Annotated in this window: 14 protein-coding genes; 7 read left to right on the top strand and 7 right to left on the bottom strand. The window is 63.6% G+C overall.

Translation table 11 applies throughout. The features are described 5' to 3' along the window. Positions 1-157: 157 nt before the first annotated feature. Entirely contained in the window at positions 158-1,579 is a 1,422-nt protein-coding gene (gltX, locus tag AC0L2X_RS15420; RefSeq protein WP_473555686.1) for a glutamate--tRNA ligase, read from the bottom strand. A 96-nt stretch (positions 1,580-1,675) separates the two neighbouring features. Here gltX and AC0L2X_RS15425 point away from each other — a divergent pair, with 96 nt between their 5' ends. Next, a complete protein-coding gene (locus tag AC0L2X_RS15425) occupies positions 1,676-4,141 on the top strand; it encodes a ComEC/Rec2 family competence protein (protein WP_473555683.1) in 2,466 nt (821 codons plus the stop codon). Here the strand turns inward: AC0L2X_RS15425 and lexA are convergent. Continuing rightward, positions 4,135-4,869: a transcriptional repressor LexA gene (lexA, locus tag AC0L2X_RS15430; RefSeq protein ID WP_352448829.1), complete on the bottom strand. Its 735-nt coding sequence runs from the start codon at positions 4,867-4,869 to the stop codon at positions 4,135-4,137. The two genes, AC0L2X_RS15425 and lexA, sit on opposite strands and share 7 nt — an antisense overlap. Positions 4,870-5,316: 447 nt before the next feature. Here lexA and kynU point away from each other — a divergent pair, with 447 nt between their 5' ends. Both kynU and AC0L2X_RS15440 read left to right on the top strand, forming a co-directional pair. Next, positions 5,317-6,564: a kynureninase gene (gene kynU, locus AC0L2X_RS15435; protein WP_473555681.1), complete on the top strand. Its 1,248-nt coding sequence runs from the start codon at positions 5,317-5,319 to the stop codon at positions 6,562-6,564. Between the two features lie 92 nt (positions 6,565-6,656). Next, complete coding sequence (locus AC0L2X_RS15440) at positions 6,657-7,487, top strand: alpha/beta hydrolase (RefSeq protein WP_473555678.1); 831 nt, start codon at positions 6,657-6,659, stop codon at positions 7,485-7,487. A gap of 7 nt (positions 7,488-7,494) precedes the next feature. On the opposite strand, the gene AC0L2X_RS15445 is transcribed toward AC0L2X_RS15440, so the two are convergent. The 5 genes from AC0L2X_RS15445 to AC0L2X_RS15465 are packed head-to-tail and all read right to left on the bottom strand — an operon-like array spanning position 7,495 to position 12,925. Next, positions 7,495-8,700 carry a molybdopterin molybdotransferase MoeA gene (locus AC0L2X_RS15445; protein ID WP_473555676.1) on the bottom strand — a complete coding sequence of 402 codons (1,206 nt, stop codon included), beginning with the start codon at positions 8,698-8,700 and terminating at the stop codon, positions 7,495-7,497. Beyond that, positions 8,700-9,206: a cyclic pyranopterin monophosphate synthase MoaC gene (gene moaC / locus AC0L2X_RS15450; protein WP_352492005.1), complete on the bottom strand. Its 507-nt coding sequence runs from the start codon at positions 9,204-9,206 to the stop codon at positions 8,700-8,702. The genes AC0L2X_RS15445 and moaC overlap by 1 nt, the downstream gene beginning before the upstream one ends. 2 nt (positions 9,207-9,208) lie before the next feature. Next, positions 9,209-10,021, bottom strand: a complete 813-nt coding sequence (gene trpC, locus AC0L2X_RS15455; protein WP_473555674.1) for an indole-3-glycerol phosphate synthase TrpC — start codon at positions 10,019-10,021, stop codon at positions 9,209-9,211. Positions 10,022-10,025: 4 nt separating this feature from the next. Next, entirely contained in the window at positions 10,026-11,036 is a 1,011-nt protein-coding gene (trpD, locus tag AC0L2X_RS15460; protein WP_473555671.1) for an anthranilate phosphoribosyltransferase, read from the bottom strand. After that, positions 11,033-12,925, bottom strand: coding sequence for a SurA N-terminal domain-containing protein (locus AC0L2X_RS15465; protein ID WP_473555669.1), 1,893 nt, complete (start codon positions 12,923-12,925; stop codon positions 11,033-11,035). The genes trpD and AC0L2X_RS15465 overlap by 4 nt, the downstream gene beginning before the upstream one ends. Positions 12,926-13,068: 143 nt before the next feature. On the opposite strand from AC0L2X_RS15465, the gene tpiA reads away from it, so the two are divergent. The 4 genes from tpiA to AC0L2X_RS15485 all read left to right on the top strand — a co-directional run bounded on the left by tpiA (position 13,069) and on the right by AC0L2X_RS15485 (position 17,549). Continuing rightward, the gene (gene tpiA, locus AC0L2X_RS15470; RefSeq protein WP_352492002.1) at positions 13,069-13,836 is read left to right on the top strand and encodes a triose-phosphate isomerase; all 768 of its coding nucleotides are present in this window, start codon (positions 13,069-13,071) and stop codon (positions 13,834-13,836) included. A 163-nt stretch (positions 13,837-13,999) separates the two neighbouring features. Then, complete coding sequence (gene secG, locus AC0L2X_RS15475; RefSeq protein ID WP_254817294.1) at positions 14,000-14,452, top strand: preprotein translocase subunit SecG; 453 nt, start codon at positions 14,000-14,002, stop codon at positions 14,450-14,452. A gap of 199 nt (positions 14,453-14,651) precedes the next feature. Then, positions 14,652-15,773 carry a L,D-transpeptidase gene (locus AC0L2X_RS15480; protein WP_473555666.1) on the top strand — a complete coding sequence of 374 codons (1,122 nt, stop codon included), beginning with the start codon at positions 14,652-14,654 and terminating at the stop codon, positions 15,771-15,773. A gap of 147 nt (positions 15,774-15,920) precedes the next feature. After that, the gene (locus AC0L2X_RS15485) at positions 15,921-17,549 is read left to right on the top strand and encodes a CTP synthase (protein WP_292653532.1); all 1,629 of its coding nucleotides are present in this window, start codon (positions 15,921-15,923) and stop codon (positions 17,547-17,549) included. Positions 17,550-17,627: the final 78 nt, after the last annotated feature.

Below are 17,627 nucleotides of genomic sequence, written 5' to 3' on the forward strand. Positions count from 1 at the left end.
CAGGCCGGCAAAGGCAAAATATCTGAACCCAACACATCAAAAGCATCGGAATACGCACATTTGCGCCCGCAATTGTATCTGCGCGCCAGATTAGGCCAAGACCCAATGTTGCACTGCGAAACACACCTTTCAATGCCAATCTTCTTGGGCCAGTTTGCTAATCGATTTGATCAGCGATCCGCGCCAGGCTTTCCTCGTGGCCAAGCACGGCTAGCACATCAAAGACACCTGGCGAGGTACTTTTGCCGGTGAGCGCGGCGCGCAAAGGTTGGGCCACGGCGCCGAGTTTATGGCCGCCCGCCTGCGCATAGTCGCGGATCGCGGCTTCCGCTGAAGCGGCAGACCAATCCGAAACCGTGGCTAGTGCCGCATGAGCGCCCCGCAGGATCGCGCGCGCCTCACCGCTGAGCAGCGCCGCCGCCTTCTCGTCCACCGGCAGCGGCCGCTCGACGAACAGGAATGCAGCCCCTTCGAGAAGTTCGACCAGCGTCTTGGCGCGCTCCTTCAGGCCCGGCAAAGCGGCAAGCAGTTGCGCCCTGCGTCTGTCGTCGAGGCGCGCGGCAATTGCCGGGCCGCCTTCCAAATAGGGCAGAGTGGCGATAAAGATGTCGAGCAGCGCCGCGTCGTTCATCCGGCGCATATGCACGCCATTGAGCGCCTCGAGTTTGGCGAAGTCGAAACGGGCGGCGCCCTTGTTGACGTCGCCAATGTCGAACCATGCGATCATGTCGGCGATCGACATGATCTCATCATCGCCGTGGCTCCAGCCAAGCCTCGCCAGATAGTTGAGCAGCGCCTCCGGCAGGTAGCCCATGGCGCGATAGGCCTCGACGCCAAGCGCACCGTGCCGCTTCGACAGCTTGGCGCCGTCGGCACCGTGGATCAGCGGGATATGCGACATCGACGGCACCTCCCAGCCCATGGCCTGATAGATTACGGTCTGGCGTGCGGCGTTGGTCAAATGATCGTCGCCGCGGATGATGTGGGTGATGCCCATGTCGTGATCGTCGACGACGACGGCATGCATGTAGGTGGGATTGCCGTCCGAGCGCAGAATAATGAAATCGTCGAGATCCTTGTTGGGAAAACGCACATCGCCCTGGACGCGGTCATGCACCACCGTCTCGCCGTCTGTCGGCGCCTTGATGCGGATCGCCCCCTTGGCGCCGGGCGGCGCCTCCGACGGGTCGCGGTCGCGCCAGCGTCCGTCATAGCGGGGAGGCAGCCCCTTGGCCCGTGCGCTCTCGCGCATTGTTTCCAGCTCGGCAGGCGTCGCATAACAATAATAGGCCTTGCCCATGCGAACGAGCTCCTCGGCCACCTCGTGGTGGCGCGGAGCACGCTCGAACTGCGACACCGGCTCGCCGTCCCATGTCAGGCCAAGCCAGGAAAGCCCGTCGAGAATGGCCGCGGTTGCCGCATCGGTGGAGCGCTCGCGGTCGGTGTCCTCGATGCGCAGCAGCATCGTGCCGCCTGTGTGCTTGGCATACAGCCAGTTGAACAGCGCCGTGCGGGCGCCGCCAATGTGCAGATAGCCGGTGGGCGAGGGGGCAAAACGGGTGACGACCTTATCGGGCATGGAACTCTCAGGCGGGCGAAGGAAGTGGGTTTGCGGACTTTCGCGCGTCGCGCGTTCATGTAGCATAGGAGGTTGAGGGCGCAAGGGGCAGACCCGATGGCTGTGCGAGGCCGTGGTGCGGGCGAGGGCGAGGACGCTGGCAGCGGCGTCAGCGAACGCTTGCTGTTTGCCGCTCCCCTGCCTGTCCTGCCGGCGCCGGCATTGCTGCCCACTCCACGCTTCGATTCCCGGTCCTTGCCGACAGGTGAATCAACAACGGTTCCGGTGCCCACGGCCGAACCCATCGTGCGCCTGCCCAGGCGTTTGCGCCTCCCGTCACCGTCCCGCATCCGCAACAGCGTAACCTTGGCAGCCGGCCTGGAACTCGACCGTGGCGTCGCCTTCCTGCTGGTGCCGGTGTTCCTCGCATGCGGGGTGGTCGTATATTTCGCGCTGGCGGTGGAGCCGCCCTTTCCACAGCCGATCGCAATCGTGCTCCTCGCGGCCCTTTGTGCCGTCGTCTCGCGGTCATGGCCCAGGACGCGCCTGTGTTTCATGGTGGCGTTACTCTGCGCGCTTGGCGTACTTGCCGCCAAGTTCGAGACCTGGCGTGTCGGAACGCATATGCTCGGTTCCGAAATCTCGACGCGGCTGACGGGTCGCGTTGTATCGTACGAGCCCATGGCGAGCGGCCGCATCAGGCTGACGATCGATGTGATCTCAACCGCCAGGCCGACACTGCGCTACATGCCGGAACGGGTCCGCGTTTCGGCGATGAAGATACCGGCTGAGCTCACCGCCGGTTCCGAGATCACCGGCTATGTGCGGCTGCTGCCGCCGACCGGCCCGGTGCGGCCCGACAGCTATGATTTCTCCTTCGACAGCTATTTCGCCGGTATCGGCGGCAGCGGCTTTTTTCTCGGCAATCCGAAAGTCGTGCCGTCGGGCAGCATGCCGCTTGCCGCGCAGCTTTCTTCCGCGATCGAAGACGCGCGCGAATCCATCGCCGACCATATCCGCAGCCGCATCGGCGGCGCCGAGGGCGAGATTGCCGCTGCGCTGATCGTCGGCGTGCGCGCCGGCATTCCCGAGGAGATCAACGAAGCGATGCGGCGTACAGGCATCTATCACATCATCTCTATCTCGGGGCTGCATATGGCGTTGGTCGCCGGCACCATCATGGCGCTGCTACGCGGCGCCTTTGCGCTGTTTCCCGATTTCTCATCGCGACGGCCGGTCAAGAAATATGCCGCGGCCGCCGCGCTTTTTTCGATTGCGGCCTACCTCGTCTTTTCCGGCATTGTGGTAGCGGCCGAACGCAGCTTCATCATGCTGGCGGTGATGCTTATCGCCGTGCTGTTCGACCGGGCCGCGCTCACCATGCGCAACCTGGCGATCTCGGCCATCGCGGTCATCCTGGTGTCGCCGCACGAGGTGGTCGGTCCGAGTTTCCAGATGTCCTTCGCCGCGACGGCGGCCCTTGTCGGCGCCTATGCAGGCTGGTCCGATTACCGCGCCGGCAGGGCCGCCACGCCGCCGCTGCGGCGGTCGCCGCTACGCTTTGCCACGCGAAAGGTCCTGCTGGGCATGGGCGGCCTAGCGATGACCTCGATCATTGCAGGGAGCGCCACGGCGCTTTTCGCCATATGGCACTTCCAGCGCGTGGCGCCGCTCAGCCTGTTCGCCAATCTGGCCATCATGCCCATCGTCTCACTGGTCGTCATGCCCTTCGCCGTTCTCAGCGCGCTGGCGATGCCGTTCGGTGCGGATGGGCCGTTCCTCTATGTGATGGGCAAGGGGCTAACGGCGATGATCGCCCTGTCCGGGTGGATCTCCGAGCGCTCGCCGATCGATGCGGTCGGGCTGATTTCGCTGAGATCCGTCCTTCTGGTGACGATCGCCCTCGTCATTGCCAGCATGGCGACGACCTGGTTGCGGCTCGCGGCACTTCCTTTTGCGCTCGCCGGCTTGCTGACGACAACGCAGACGCGCGTACCCGATGTATTGATCTCGGAGGACGCACGGCTGGTCGCGCTGCCGATTGGGAGCGGTGAACTCGCGATCAACCGGGCACGCCCGAATGAGTTCACCATCGACAACTGGAAACGCGCGCTCACATCAGAGGCTATCGTCGCGCCGGAAACACCTGGAAAGAACGACCCGCAATTCGACATTGCCGATCCGGCCGAACTACCGCCGGGCATGCCGTTCATTTGCACGGACGGCCTCTGCCTTGCCAGGCATCCATCCGGCGCGATCATCGCGCAAGCCAAGGACCGCAATACTGCGCGGCCAGCCTGCGCCTTTGCCAGTTTGATCGTCATCGACGACGCCACCGCCCATAACCCCTGCTACTACGACCGGCTGGTCCTCGTCGTCACCAAACGGCAACTGGCGCGCGCGGGAAGTGCCGCCGTCTATTTCGATCCACAAGCGGCAACACGCGCCGAAATCCGTTTCGCAGTCGAAAAATCATACCGGCCCTGGCACGTGCAGCGGAAATTTTCACGCGCGGCGCGGGGCCTGCCGCCATACCGCAGGGCCGACAAACCCAAAGCCGGCGCCAAGGGCGGAGCTCAGTAGCGGCGGATCAGTCCGACGAGCTTGCCTTGCACCTTGACCCTGTCTGGTCCGAAGATGCGCGTCTCGTAGGCCGGATTGGCGGCTTCCAGGGCGATCGAAGCGCCCTTGCGGCGGAACCGCTTCAGCGTCGCTTCCTCCTCGTCGACCAGTGCCACCACGATCTCACCGGGGCTCGCCGTATCGGCATTGCGGATGATCACCGTGTCGCCGTCGAAAATGCCAGCCTCGATCATCGAATCGCCTTTGACCTCGAGCGCATAATGCTCGCCGCCCATGATCATATCCGGCGGCACCGAAATCGAATGCGTCTGGTGCTGGATGGCGTCGATCGGCACACCGGCGGCGATGCGGCCCATCACCGGGATCGAAACGGCGGCGACGACATCGTCGTCATTTCCGGCCGCAGGGACGCGCGACGATGTCGGCTTGCCTTGCCGCGGACCGCCTTGCCCAAGACTGCCCTGGATGACACTCGGCGAGAACTTGCGTGCCGCATTGAGGCCGGGGGCGATCGAGTCAGGCAGGCGCAGCACCTCCAGCGCACGGGCCCGGTTGGGCAAACGGCGAATGAAGCCGCGCTCCTCCAGTGCCGTAATAAGCCGGTGGATTCCCGATTTGGAAGCCAGGTCGAGCGCTTCCTTCATCTCGTCGAAGGAAGGCGGGATACCGCTTTCCTTCAATCTTTCGTGGATGAACATAAGCAGTTCGTGTTGTTTGCGTGTCAGCATAGCGACCCCCAACAGAATCAGAAAAACAAACCCAGAACAAACACTATCTGTTCCAGTTGTGTTCCGCAACTGTTTAAAGTTTAATGAATGCGTTAAGGCTCGGGAAACAAACGACGTCCCCTAACCGGGGTACCGCACTTTCACCGTCGCGAGCCTCATCGCCTTGATTCTGCTTTCGTTTGCGCCCTTCTGGCTTCCCGGAAGGCCACATTGGCATCGGCCGTCGGTCGGCAAATGGCACGGAAGTGAACCCTATCGAGTGTGCGGTTTGGTCAATGCACCGTGAACGAAACGAACTCAAAACGCCAACCTCGGGTTAGGTCCTGGTTTCCATCGCCTGGTCAGGCTGCTTCTCGCCGGTGGAGTCTTGCTGCGCGCAACCAGGTAATGGAAGAACAGTCGATGCGTGTCCGGCGTTGCGTTGGATCTTGGGGGAGCAGGCAAATCATGACAGGAATTCCCGATCTCGTGGCCGTAAAGGCGATGGATGCCGCGGATCCGCTGCGCGCGATGCGCGACCGCTTTGTGTTGCCGCAAGGAGTGATCTATCTCGACGGCAATTCGCTAGGAGCTGCTTCACGTGCCGCTTTCGATGAATTGCGCAAGGCCGCGACCGAAGAATGGTCGCATGATCTTATCCGCGCCTGGAACGTGGCCGGCTGGTTCAACATGCCGCTCGAACTCGGCGACCAGCTCGGGCGCCTGATTGGCGCCGCGGCCGGCCAGACGGTGGTCTGCGACACGACGTCGGTCAACATCTACAAGCTGCTGCACGCCGCCATGGCTATGCGACCGGAGCGGCAGGTCATCGTCGCCGAGGGCGATAGCTTTCCGACGGACCTCTACATGGCTGAGGGTGTGGTTTCGACGCGAAAAGATACGCTGCTGCGCCTCTCGGGGGTCGACGCGCCGAGCATCGAGGAGCTGATCGACGCACGCACCGCCGTGGTGCTGGTCAACCACGTCAACTACAAGTCGGGCGAACTGCGCGACATGCCGGCGCTGACGCGCAGGGCCCAGGAAGCCGGGGCGATGATCGTCTGGGATCTCTGCCACACCGCCGGTGCGATGCCAGTCGAGCTCGACAAGGCAAAAGCCGATTTTGCCGTTGGCTGCACTTACAAATATCTGAATGGCGGACCGGGCGCGCCTGCCTTCATCTATGCGGCTGAGCGGCATCTTGCCGACATCCAGCAGCCGCTCACCGGCTGGTGGGGCCATGCACGGCCCTTCGCCTTCGAGCCAGGCTATGCGGCCGGCACCGGCATCCGCCGGTTTCTGTGCGGCACCCAGCCGATCCTGTCGATGCGCACGCTGAAGGGCGCGCTCGACATCTGGAACGATGTCGACATGACGGCGGTGCGCAAGAAGAGCATTGCGCTGGCCGATCTGTTCATCGAGCTTGTCGAGGCAAAGTGCGGCACTTACGGGCTCACGCTCGAAAGCACGCGCGACGGGGAAAAACGCGGCAGCCAGATTTCATTCATGCATGAGCATGGCTACCAGATCATGCGCGCGCTGATCGAACGTGGCGTGATCGGCGATTTTCGCGCGCCATCGACCATGCGCTTCGGCTTCACCCCGCTCTATGTCGGCTATGCCGATGTCTGGCAGGCCGTCGAAGTGCTTGAGGACATCCTGCGCACCGGTGCGTGGAAGGATGCGCGCTTCGCCATCAAGGCGGCTGTCACTTGAGATTGATGCGAGAGCTGGAGCCGTGAGGCTGGCGACGACGCGCCGCGCGATGCTTTGCGTTGCAAGGCCATATTGCCAGGGGAGGGCGCAGGGTGTTCGAACGTCACATTGCCGATTGGGATAACGCCTATGCCAACGGCGCCAATATAGCCGGCAGCGATCGCTGGCCGGCGGCCTGGATCGAGCCAGCGCGGGTTTTCCGCGACGTGCTTTCGACCGAGGGCAGGGCGCGGCTCGACTTGGCCTATGGCGATAAACCACGCAACCGTCTCGATCTTTTCCTGCCGGCCACCAAGCCCAAGGGGCTCGTGGTGTTCGTCCATGGCGGCTACTGGATGGCATTCGACAAGAGTTTCTGGTCGCATCTTGCCGCTGGCCCTGTTGATCGCGGCTATGCGGTTGCGATGCCGTCCTACACGCTCTGTCCGCAGATACGCATTGCCGGCATCGTCAAGGAAGTCGGCGCGGCGATCGGCACAGCGGCGGCGATGGTCGCAGGGCCGCTGATGCTGACCGGACACTCGGCCGGCGGCCATCTTGTTAGCCGGATGGTTACGGCGACGACGCCGCTGGCGCCCGAAGTGGTCCGGCGCGTTCGTCGCGTGGTGTCGATCTCGGGAGTGCACGATTTGCGCCCGATCATGTGCACCGGCATGAACGAGACGCTGGCGATCGATGAGGCCGAGGCGCAGGCCGAAAGCCCGGTGCTGCTGCGCCCGATGGACAAGGCCCGCCTGACCTGCTGGGCCGGCGGCGGCGAGCGCGCCGAATTCCTGCGCCAGAGCGCGGTGCTGGCCAACATCTGGATCGGCCTAGGTGCCTCGACCAGCTCTGTGGTCGAGCCTGACCGGCACCATTTCAACATCATCGACGGTTTGGCCGATCCAGACCATCGGCTGACCCAGGCCTTGATCTCGGAGTGAGGCAGGTTCAGCGTAGCATCAGCACGTCGCAGGGGGAGCCCGCCGCCGCGGCAGGCGCGAACGGCGCGCGGACGATCAATCCGTTGGCATCGGCCAGCATTTTCAGCATCGAGGAGTCCTGGATGCCGAACGGCGTCGCCGCGAGGGTGCCGGCGTCGTCTGTGACAACAGCCCGCACATAATCCTGCCTGAGATCGTTGGCCGGCATGGCAGCACCGAGCCGTGCCCGACGCATATCCTGCTGAAAGGCGCGGCCGCCGAGCCGCGCCAGCAGCGGCTTCAGGAAGAGCTGAGTGCAGACCAGGCTTGCCACCGGATTGCCGGGCAGGCCGATGCAGCGAATGTCGCCCAGCCGCCCGAACATCAGCGGCTTGCCCGGCCGCATGGCGATCTTCCAGAAATCGAGCGTCATGCCTTGCCCGGTCAGCACGTCATGGACGAAGTCGTGGTCACCGACCGAGGCACCGCCCAGCGTGACGATGACGTTCGCGCCAGCCTTCACGGCCTTTTCAACCAATGCGGCGATCGCCTCCCTGCGGTCCGGTGCGATGCCAAGGTCGAGCGCGCGCGCACCGACCGACTGTGTGGCAGCGGCGACACCATAGGCGTTGGAGGAGATGATCTGGTCGGGGCCAAGATTGCTGCCCGGCGGCAGCAATTCGTCGCCGGTTGCGATGATGGCGACCAGCGGCCGTTTGACCACGCGGACCTCGGGGTGGTTGGCCGACGCAGCCAGCGACAAGGCCGCCGGATCGAGCAGGCGGCCCTTGGGCAGCAGGACATCGCCCTTGGCGAAATCGAGCCCGAGGCGGCGGATGTTGCGCCCCTGCACCGTCGGCTCCGTCACTTCTACGACACCGCCGCCGAGATCGCGGACGTTCTCCTGGATGACGATGGTGTCGGCGCCTTCGGGAAGCGGCGCGCCGGTGAAGATACGCACGGCCTGCCCCTGCTGCACCGTTCCGGCAAAGCCGCGTCCGGCCGGCGCCACGCCGACCACCGAAAGCTTTGCCGGTACGGACGCGATATCGGCCGCCCGCACGGCATAGCCGTCCATGGCGGAAGCGTTGAACGGCGGCTGGGTGCGGAGCGCCACAACCGGCTCCGCCAGCACGCGGTCGGCGGCATCCAGCAGTGCGACGCGTTCGCCCGGCAGCGCTGCTGCGCCGTCCAGCAGGCGCTCGAGCGCCTCGGCAACCGGGACCAGCGCCATTATCGGCCTGCCCCGGTGGCCCCGCCTCCGGTGATCTTGTAGTCGCCGGATTTGCCGCCGGTCTTTTCAACCAGCCTGATGCCCGAGATGACCATGGCGCGGTCGACCGCCTTGGCCATGTCGTAGATGGTCAGGCAAGCGACCGAGACGGCACTCAGAGCCTCCATCTCAACGCCGGTCTTGCCGGTGACGCGGGTCAATGCTGTCACCTTCAGGCCGGGCAGCGCGGCGTCCGCCTCGATATCGACAGATATCCTGGTCAGCAGCAGCGGATGGCAAAGCGGGATCAGTTCGTGCGTCTTCTTGGCCGCCATGATGCCGGCAATGCGCGCGGTGCCGAGCACGTCGCCCTTCTTGGCATCGCCAGCGAGGATCATGTCCAGCGTCTCGGACCGCATCGACACGAAGCCCTCGGCGACTGCCGTCCGCACCGTCTCAGCCTTGTCACCGACATCGACCATGTTGGCTTCGCCCTGCGCGCCAAGATGGGTGAGGGCGGCCGCCATCGTCAGATCGCCTCTGCCGGCGCCTTGCCCGTCAACAGCAGGCGCGTTGCCGCGGCCACGTCCTGCTGGCGCATCAGGCTCTCGCCGACCAGGAAAGTCGCAATGCCGCTCTGCTCCAGCCGGCGGCAATCGTCGTGCGAAAAGATACCGCTCTCACTGACCAGATGGCGGTCGGCCGGCACCATCGCTACCAGCCGCTCCGAGGTCTCGAGGCTGGTTTCGAAGCTCCGGAGATTGCGGTTGTTGATTCCAATCAGCCGCGACGACAGCTGCAGCGCGCGTTCCATTTCAGCTTCGTCATGCACTTCGACCAGCGCGTCCATGCCGAGCCCGAAGGCTGTCGCTTCGAGTTCTCTTGCCAACGCGTCGTCGACGCTGGCCATGATGATCAGGATGGCATCGGCGCCCCAGGCCCTGGCCTCGTAGATCTGATAGGGGTCGAACAGGAAATCCTTGCGCAAGGCAGGCAGGTCGACGGCAGTGCGCGCAGCAGTGAGGAATTCGGGCGCGCCTTGGAAGGAGGGTGCGTCGGTCAGCACCGAAAGGCAGGCGGCACCGCCTTCCGCATAGGCCCTGGCCAGCGCCGGCGGATCGAAATCGGCGCGGATCAGGCCTTTCGATGGGCTAGCCTTCTTGATTTCGGCAATCAGCGCGAACCCGCCGGATTTGCGCTTTGCCTCAAGGGCGGAAAGAAAGCCGCGCGGCGCGTCGGCATCCGTCGCCTGTGCCTTGATTTCGGCAAACGGCACTTGCGCCTTGGCCGCCGCGATCTCGTCGCGCTTGTAAGCCTCGATGTTGCGCAGGATGTCGGACATAATTCTAACCGTTCGAAATCTCGACCAGCCTGTCGAGCACTTTCAGCGCGCGGCCGCTGTCGATGGCCTGCGCCGCCGTCACCATGCCGTCGGCAAGTGTCGTCACCTTGCCGGCCACCACCAGCCCGGCGCCGGCATTCATCAGCACCGTATCGCGAAAGGCGCCGGCAGCGCCGCCCAGCATGTCGCGCAGTGCCTGGGCGTTGTGGGCGGCGTCGCCGCCGCGCAACTCGTCCTTGGTGTGACGCTTCAGCCCGACGGCTTCCGGGGTCAGCGTAAAGCTGCGGATCTCGCCGCCGGCCAGTTCGGCGACAAGTGTCTCGCCGGTGGTGGTGATCTCGTCATATCCGTCGCCATGGACGATCCAGGCATGGTCGGCACCAAGTTCCTTCAACGTTTCTGCCACCGGCATGATCCATTCGGGCAGGAACACGCCGACCATCTGCCGTCTGACACTGGCCGGATTGGAAAGCGGGCCCAGCAGGTTGAAGATGGTGCGGGTTCCGAGCTCGACCCGGGTCGGGCCGACATGCTTCATCGCCGGGTGATGCGCCGGCGCGAACATGAAGCCAACGCCGGCCTCTTGGATGCAGCGGCCGATCGTCTCCGGAGGGATGTCGATCTTGACGCCCAATGCGATCAGCACATCGGCGGCGCCAGTCAGCGAGGACAGTCCGCGATTGCCGTGCTTGGCGACGGGCACGCCGCTGCCGGCGATGACGAAAGCGGATGCGGTCGAAATGTTGACGCTGTGCGAGTTGTCGCCGCCGGTGCCGACAATGTCGATGGCGCCCTCGGGAGCTTCGACGCGCAGCATCTTGGCGCGCATGGTGGCGACGGCGCCGGCGATCTCGCTGACGGTCTCACCGCGCACGCGCAATGCCATCAGGAAGCCGCCGATCTGGCCGGGGGTGGCATCGCCCGACATGATAATGTCGAAGGCCTCGCGCGCCTCCTCGAAAGAAAGGGCGCTGCCGGCGGCGACCTTGGCGATGTGGATCTTCAGCGCGCTCATCTGGCCAGGGCTTGGGTTACGGCCGCCTGATCGATGCGGACGTCATATTGCGTCTGCAGCTGCGCCACCAACTGGTCGAGCAGGTCGTCGGACATACCGGAGGTGAAGGATTTCTGAGCGTCCTCGGGTACTGAGCTGGCATCGGCCCCGGCAGGCTCGAACACCTCGGCAACCTTGAACAGGATCTGTCCGTCGCCTGTAGGTGAGGGGATCAGCCCGGTGCCTCCTTCGCCGACGCCGAACATCGCGGCAGCCCCTTCCTTGCCGAAATCGACGTCGTCAGCATCGCGCTTGACGCCGCGCTTGGTCTGCTTTTCGAGCTTGAGCTCACCGGCGATCACCTCGAGCGTGGCGCCGGCCTTGAGACGCTTCTCGAGCTCTTGTGCCTTTGCGCTAAGCCGTTTGGTAGTCTCAGCCGCGGTCCAGTCGGCCACGACCTTCTGGCGGACTTCGTCCAATGTGCGGTCACGGGCCGGCGTGATCGCGCTCACATCGTAGAAAACGAAGCCGTTATCGGCGGTGGTGAGGCCTTCATTGTCGGTTCCGGGTTCGGACTCGAACACCGCCTTGATGAGTGCCGGCGATTCCGGCAGGTCTTTGACGATGCTTTCATCCGGCCTTCGGCCGGTGCGGTCGATAGCGTCGATGGTGACGACCTTCAGCTTCAATTTGGCGGCGGCCTCGGCGAGCGAACTGCCCGAGGCGCGCGTATCCTCGTAATTGTCGTGCACGTCCAGCAAGATGCGGCTTGCCTCGCCCAGTGCCAGGTCCTTGCGGATCTGCTCGGACACTTCGGCCAGCGGCTTCACCACTTCGGGCTTGATCTCGGTGACGCGCAGCAGAACGGGGCCAAAGGCGCCTTGCACGACCGGGCTGACTTCATTGACGTTGAGCTTGAAGGCAGCATCGGCAACCGCCTTGTCGGCGATCTTGTCCTTGGCCAGCGTGCCGAGCAGCGTGTCGGCTGGTGTCTTGCCTTCAGCGGCGACGATCTTGTCGAAGGTCGCGCCGGTCCTGAGCGAATCGAGCGCCGCCTTTGCGGCATCAGGCGTCTTGAATACAAGCTGCTCGATGGTGCGCATCTCCGGCGTGGTGTAGCGCGCCTTGTTCTTGTTGTAGTCGTCGCTGACCTGTTGGTCGGTCACCGCGCTCAAATCCATGATGTCTTCCGGTTCGAGCCTAACATAGGAGAACTTGCGGTATTCGGGTGCGGCGTAGGTTTTCTTGTTTTCCTCGAAATAGGCCGAAAGCACGCTGTCGGACGGCGCTTCTATCGGCTCGACAAGCGATTTCGGCAAGGTCAGGTAGTCGATGGTGCGATCTTCGCCGCGATAGAGCGCGACCGCCTTGAAGAATGTATCCGGGGCCTTGAGGCCATCCGAAACCGCCTCGACGATCTGCTGGCGGACCGCGACCTGGGCTCGGTTCTTCAAATAGTCTTCCGGCCGCATGCCGATCTGCCGAAGCAGGTACTCGAAGGTTCTCCTGTCGAAGGTTCCGGCAGGCCCTTTGAACGCCGGGTCCTCACGCGTCAGTTCGGCAAGCCGGTCCTTTGACAGGCCGAGGCCGAGCTTGCGGGCCTGCTCGTCGAGGACAGCGCCTGACACGAGTTGCGCCAGCACCTGGTTGTCGATGCCGAGCGCCGTCGCCTGCTCACGGCTGATGCGCTGGCCGAATTGCTGCGACATGACACTCAACTGGCGATCGTAGGCGAGGCGGTATTCGTTGATCGAGACCTTGGTGCCTCCGGCCGTAATCACGGCGTCATGGCCGGCAAGACCGCCCATCAGCCGTCCCGAGATGCCCCAGATGGCGAAGCTCAACACCAACAATGACAGCAGCAGTTTCGCGACCCAGGTCCCCGCCGCGCTTCTCAACATACCAAGCATGAGTACTTCCGATTTTTGCGCATTTTCGCATGCGCCGAGTCTGAAACAAGCGCAATAGCGCCCTTCCTGCCCACTGTCGATTGCTTTGTGGCCTGATTTTGATAGTGAGGGCCAGCTTGAAATTGCCCGGAGAAACAAATCCCATGACGCCTGGAATCCGCCCGCTCGTCGCCGGCAACTGGAAAATGAACGGCACCAGCGCCTCGCTCAACGAGCTCAGGATGATCGGCAACGGCTTCATGAGTGGGCTCGACGCCGAGACCGAAGCGGTGGTCTGCGTGCCGGCGACCCTGCTTGCGCACGCCGCCGAGATTCTGTCGCGCACGCCGGTGCGGGCCGGCGGAGAGGATTGCCACACCGAGGAAAGCGGCGCCTATACCGGCTGCATTTCGGCCGAGATGCTGAAGGATGCAGGTGCCAGCCATGTCATCGTCGGCCATTCCGAATGCCGCGCCGATCGCAAGGAGGACGATGCCTTGGTGCAGGCCAAGGCCTCCGCCGCATGGCGCGCCGGGCTGGTGGCCATCGTCTGCATTGGTGAGACAAGAGCCGAACGCGAAGCAGGAGCCACGCTCGACGTGCTGTCGCGCCAGGTCGCTGGCTCGGTCCCGCCAAACGCCACGGCTTCCAACACCATTATCGCCTATGAGCCAATATGGGCGATCGGCACGGGCTTGACCCCAACCGCCGCCGACGTCGCCGAGGCACATGCGCATATCCGCGAAGAACTGGCGCGGAAGCTCGGCAATACGGCGGCCAAGATGCGCATTCTCTACGGCGGCTCGGTCAAGCCGTCCAACGCCGTCGAGTTGCTCGGCGTGAGGAATGTCGATGGCGCGCTGGTCGGCGGCGCCAGCCTGAAGGCGGCGGACTTCCTCGGCATCGCGGAAGCCTATCGAAACATCGCTTGATACAGGAGCTGCTTGCTGCATTTGAGCGGACGGCCGGCGCCGAAATCGTTGCAAAGGACGCATTGCTTCCCATATTCCGGCCACGGGCTTGGAAATGCCGTCAAAGCATTGTATTGAGCCGCCTCCAAATCAGCGGCCGCGCAAGGCCTTGCCAGGATAAATTATGGAAACCGTACTGATCGTCGTCCACCTCATGGTCGTGCTCGCGCTTGTCGGCGTGGTGCTGCTGCAGCGCTCCGAAGGCGGCGGCCTCGGCATCGGCGGCGGATCGGGCTTCATGACCGCGCGAGGCGCCGCCAATGCGCTGACGCGGGCGACGGCGATCCTGGCTGCCGCTTTCTTCGTCACTTCGCTGACACTGTCGATCGTAGCGCGCTATGGCGAGAAGCCGATCGACATTCTCGATCGCGTGCCAGCGACCTCGGACGGGGCAGGCAAGGGCGTACTCAACCAATTGCCCGGAACCACGACGCCGACGCCGCCTTCGGGCACCACGGCGCCGACCCCGCCGTCCGGCAATGGCGCGGCAACGACGCCGCCGGCAACCGCTCCGGCGACGCCGCCAGCGACAAACGGCGCCACCGCGCCGGCCACGCCGCAGGTCCCCAACCAGTAATCGGGCATCTTATGCCGCGATCTGTTGTCGTTTGAACACAGTCGCGGCAAATGCCGCACGATCACGAAGATTCGACCGCGCCCTACGCTTGAGGCGCTTCCGGCTAATCGATTATAGATTGCGCGCGGCATTCTCGGCGTCCTTGGGGGGCGCCGGGCGACGCCGTGGGCAACAAGCATTGAACGATCGGATCTTCCCCATGCAGCTTCGCAGCTTCATTTTTGCCGGCCTTTGTGCCGTGCTCAGCCTAGGTGCGCCCGCTTACGCGGCCATGCCGACGGCAAATTCGGCCCATAAAGCCGCGACAACAACCAACGTCGTCAACGTCGCTGCCAAAAGCGATGCGGCGCAATTGAAGCTACTCAAGAAGAAGAAAGATCCGACGCCGGACGACCTTGCACAGATCCGCAAGATCGAAGCCAAGATCGTAGCCGACAAGGAAGCCGCTCGCGCCAAGGCACTTGAAGCCAGGAAGCTGGCGATGCGCGAGGCGGCGAAAGCCAAGGCCGATGCGGAACGGCAGGCATTCCTTGCCAAGAAGAGCCAGCCGGTCGCGGCGGTCAAAGTGGCTGATGCCAAGCCGGCCAAGAAGAAGACCCTCAACATTATCGAACCTATTGCACCCATTGCGCCGATCCAGTCGGCCGAGCCGATCCCGGCCGAGGCGATGAACGTTGCGCTGACCGGCAACAATGGCGAGTTGCGCAGCGAACCGGTCGGGCAGAAGCCGCAAAGCGTCGGGCTGTTCGCGGGACTGTTCGGCGGCACATCCTCTTCGTCGATGTCGCTGCTTCCGGAAACACGCGCGCTCGACGCCGCGCTCGAAAGGAAGCAAGCCAAGCGGCAGTTCAAGGTCAAGCCGGAGTTCGTGCCGCAGGAGGTCGAATTCACCGGCTACAACCCCGGCACCATCGTCATCGATACCAGCGCCCGTCGTCTCTACCTCGTCGAATCATCGTCAACCGCCCGCCGTTATGCCATCGCGGTCGGCCGGGAAGGCCTGCAGTTCAAGGGGACGGTTGCCGTCGGCGACAAGCAGGAATGGCCGCGCTGGATTCCGACGCTGGATATGCAAAAGCGCGAACCCAAGCACTATGGCCAGTACAAGGACGGCATGCCCGGCGGCGGCGACAATCCGCTCGGTGCGCGCGCCATCTATCTCTACGACGGCAAAAAGGACACCCACCTGCGCATTCACGGCACCATAGCGCCGCAGTCGATCGGAACCAGCGCCTCCAATGGCTGCTTCCGCATGATCAACGAGCACGTCATGGACCTTTACCGCCGGGTGAAAGTAGGCACCAAAGTCGTCATCATCTGACGCTTTGACAGATCGTGCCAAAAGGGCCGGCCTCGCCGGCCCTTTTGTTTTGATACGCCAACGACCAGAGCGCCTTCTTGGGAAAAAGCCTTCGCGGCGGTTTTTTCTCTGGCGGAATCAATTCGGCCGCGTTAAGCGATGACTCCCATGGCGCGATATGTATTCATCACAGGCGGCGTGGTTTCCTCACTTGGAAAAGGCATTGCTGCAGCGGCCCTTGGGGCTCTCTTGCAGGCGCGAGGCTATCGCGCACGCATCAAAAAGCTCGATCCCTATCTCAATGTCGATCCCGGCACGATGTCGCCCTATCAGCACGGCGAAGTCTTCGTGACCGATGACGGGGCCGAGACCGATCTCGATCTTGGCCATTATGAGCGCTTCACCGGCCGCTCGGCCAACCAGCAAGATAACATCACCACCGGCCGCATCTATAAGAACATCATCGAGCGCGAGCGGCGCGGCGACTATCTCGGCGCCACCGTGCAGGTCATTCCGCACGTCACCGACGAGATCAAGAACTTCGTCCTCAACGGCAACGACGACTACGATTTCGTGCTGTGCGAGATCGGCGGCACCGTCGGCGACATCGAAGCGATGCCGTTCCTGGAGGCGATCCGCCAGCTCGGCAACGACCTGCCGCGCAACAACGCCGTCTACGTCCATCTGACCTTGATGCCTTACATCCCGACGGCAGGCGAACTGAAGACCAAGCCGACGCAGCATTCGGTCAAGGAGTTGCGCGGCATCGGCATTGCGCCCGACATACTGCTGGTCCGGGCCGACCGGCCGATCCCCAAGGAAGAGCGCAGAAAGCTGTCGCTGTTCTGCAATGTCCGCGAAAGCGCCGTCATCCAGGCGCTCGACGTCCCGCATATCTACGACGTGCCGATGGCCTATCACAATGAAGGGCTCGACTCGGAAGTTCTGGCCGCGTTCGGCATCGATCCGGCGCCGAAGCCGCGCATGGAACGCTGGCAAGCAGTATCCAACCGCATCCACAATCCGGAAGGCGAAGTAACCATTGCCGTCGTCGGCAAATATACCGGTCTCAAGGACGCCTACAAATCGCTGATCGAGGCGCTGTCGCATGGCGGCCTCGCCAACCGGGTCAAGGTCAAGCTCGACTGGATCGAAAGCGAGATATTCGAGAAGGAAGACCCGGCGCCGTGGCTGGAAAAGGTCCATGGCATTCTCGTCCCCGGCGGCTTTGGCGAGCGCGGCTCGGAGGGCAAGATCCTGGCGGCGAAGTTCGCGCGCGAGCGCAAGGTGCCGTATTTCGGCATCTGCTTCGGCATGCAGATGGCCTGCATCGAGGCGGCGCGTTCGCTGGCTGGTGTCGAGCACGCATCATCGACCGAGTTCGGCCCGACCGCGGAGCCGGTCGTCGGGTTGATGACCGAATGGCTGAAGGGCAACATGCTGGAGAAGCGCAGGGAAACCGGCGACCTCGGCGGTACCATGCGGCTCGGTGCCTACCAGGCCGACCTCGCCAAGGGATCGAAGATCGCCGAGATCTATGGCGATACGCAGATTTCCGAACGCCATCGCCACCGCTACGAGGTCAATGTCGACTACAAGGAGCGGCTCGAGGATTGCGGCCTGGTGTTTGCCGGCATGTCGCCGGACGGCGTGCTACCGGAAACGGTCGAATATCCCGACCACCCCTGGTTCATCGGCGTGCAGTACCATCCCGAGTTGAAAAGCCGGCCGCTCGATCCGCACCCGCTGTTTGCCAGCTTCATCGAAGCGGCGGTAGAGCAGTCGCGGCTGGTCTAGACTAGTTTCCGTCCACAAACACGTGTATTTCGCAGCGTTTACAGAGGTTTATGCTAGGCTGGGTCGCCTTAGCGACGG

The sequence above is a fragment of the Mesorhizobium sp. WSM4828 genome, assembly GCF_055811175.1.

Excerpts from the sequence above, each read along its gene's own strand:
- gltX (WP_473555686.1), bottom strand. The coding sequence starts at position 1,579 with ATGCCCGATAAGGTCGTCACCCGTTTTGCCCCCTCGCCCACCGGCTAT.
- AC0L2X_RS15425 (WP_473555683.1), top strand. The coding sequence starts at position 1,676 with ATGGCTGTGCGAGGCCGTGGTGCGGGCGAGGGCGAGGACGCTGGCAGC.
- lexA (WP_352448829.1), bottom strand. The coding sequence starts at position 4,869 with ATGCTGACACGCAAACAACACGAACTGCTTATGTTCATCCACGAAAGA.
- kynU (WP_473555681.1), top strand. The coding sequence starts at position 5,317 with ATGACAGGAATTCCCGATCTCGTGGCCGTAAAGGCGATGGATGCCGCG.
- AC0L2X_RS15445 (WP_473555676.1), bottom strand. The coding sequence starts at position 8,700 with ATGGCGCTGGTCCCGGTTGCCGAGGCGCTCGAGCGCCTGCTGGACGGC.
- moaC (WP_352492005.1), bottom strand. The coding sequence starts at position 9,206 with ATGGCGGCCGCCCTCACCCATCTTGGCGCGCAGGGCGAAGCCAACATG.
- trpC (WP_473555674.1), bottom strand. The coding sequence starts at position 10,021 with ATGTCCGACATCCTGCGCAACATCGAGGCTTACAAGCGCGACGAGATC.
- trpD (WP_473555671.1), bottom strand. The coding sequence starts at position 11,036 with ATGAGCGCGCTGAAGATCCACATCGCCAAGGTCGCCGCCGGCAGCGCC.
- AC0L2X_RS15465 (WP_473555669.1), bottom strand. The coding sequence starts at position 12,925 with ATGCTTGGTATGTTGAGAAGCGCGGCGGGGACCTGGGTCGCGAAACTG.
- tpiA (WP_352492002.1), top strand. The coding sequence starts at position 13,069 with ATGACGCCTGGAATCCGCCCGCTCGTCGCCGGCAACTGGAAAATGAAC.
- secG (WP_254817294.1), top strand. The coding sequence starts at position 14,000 with ATGGAAACCGTACTGATCGTCGTCCACCTCATGGTCGTGCTCGCGCTT.
- AC0L2X_RS15480 (WP_473555666.1), top strand. The coding sequence starts at position 14,652 with ATGCAGCTTCGCAGCTTCATTTTTGCCGGCCTTTGTGCCGTGCTCAGC.
- AC0L2X_RS15485 (WP_292653532.1), top strand. The coding sequence starts at position 15,921 with ATGGCGCGATATGTATTCATCACAGGCGGCGTGGTTTCCTCACTTGGA.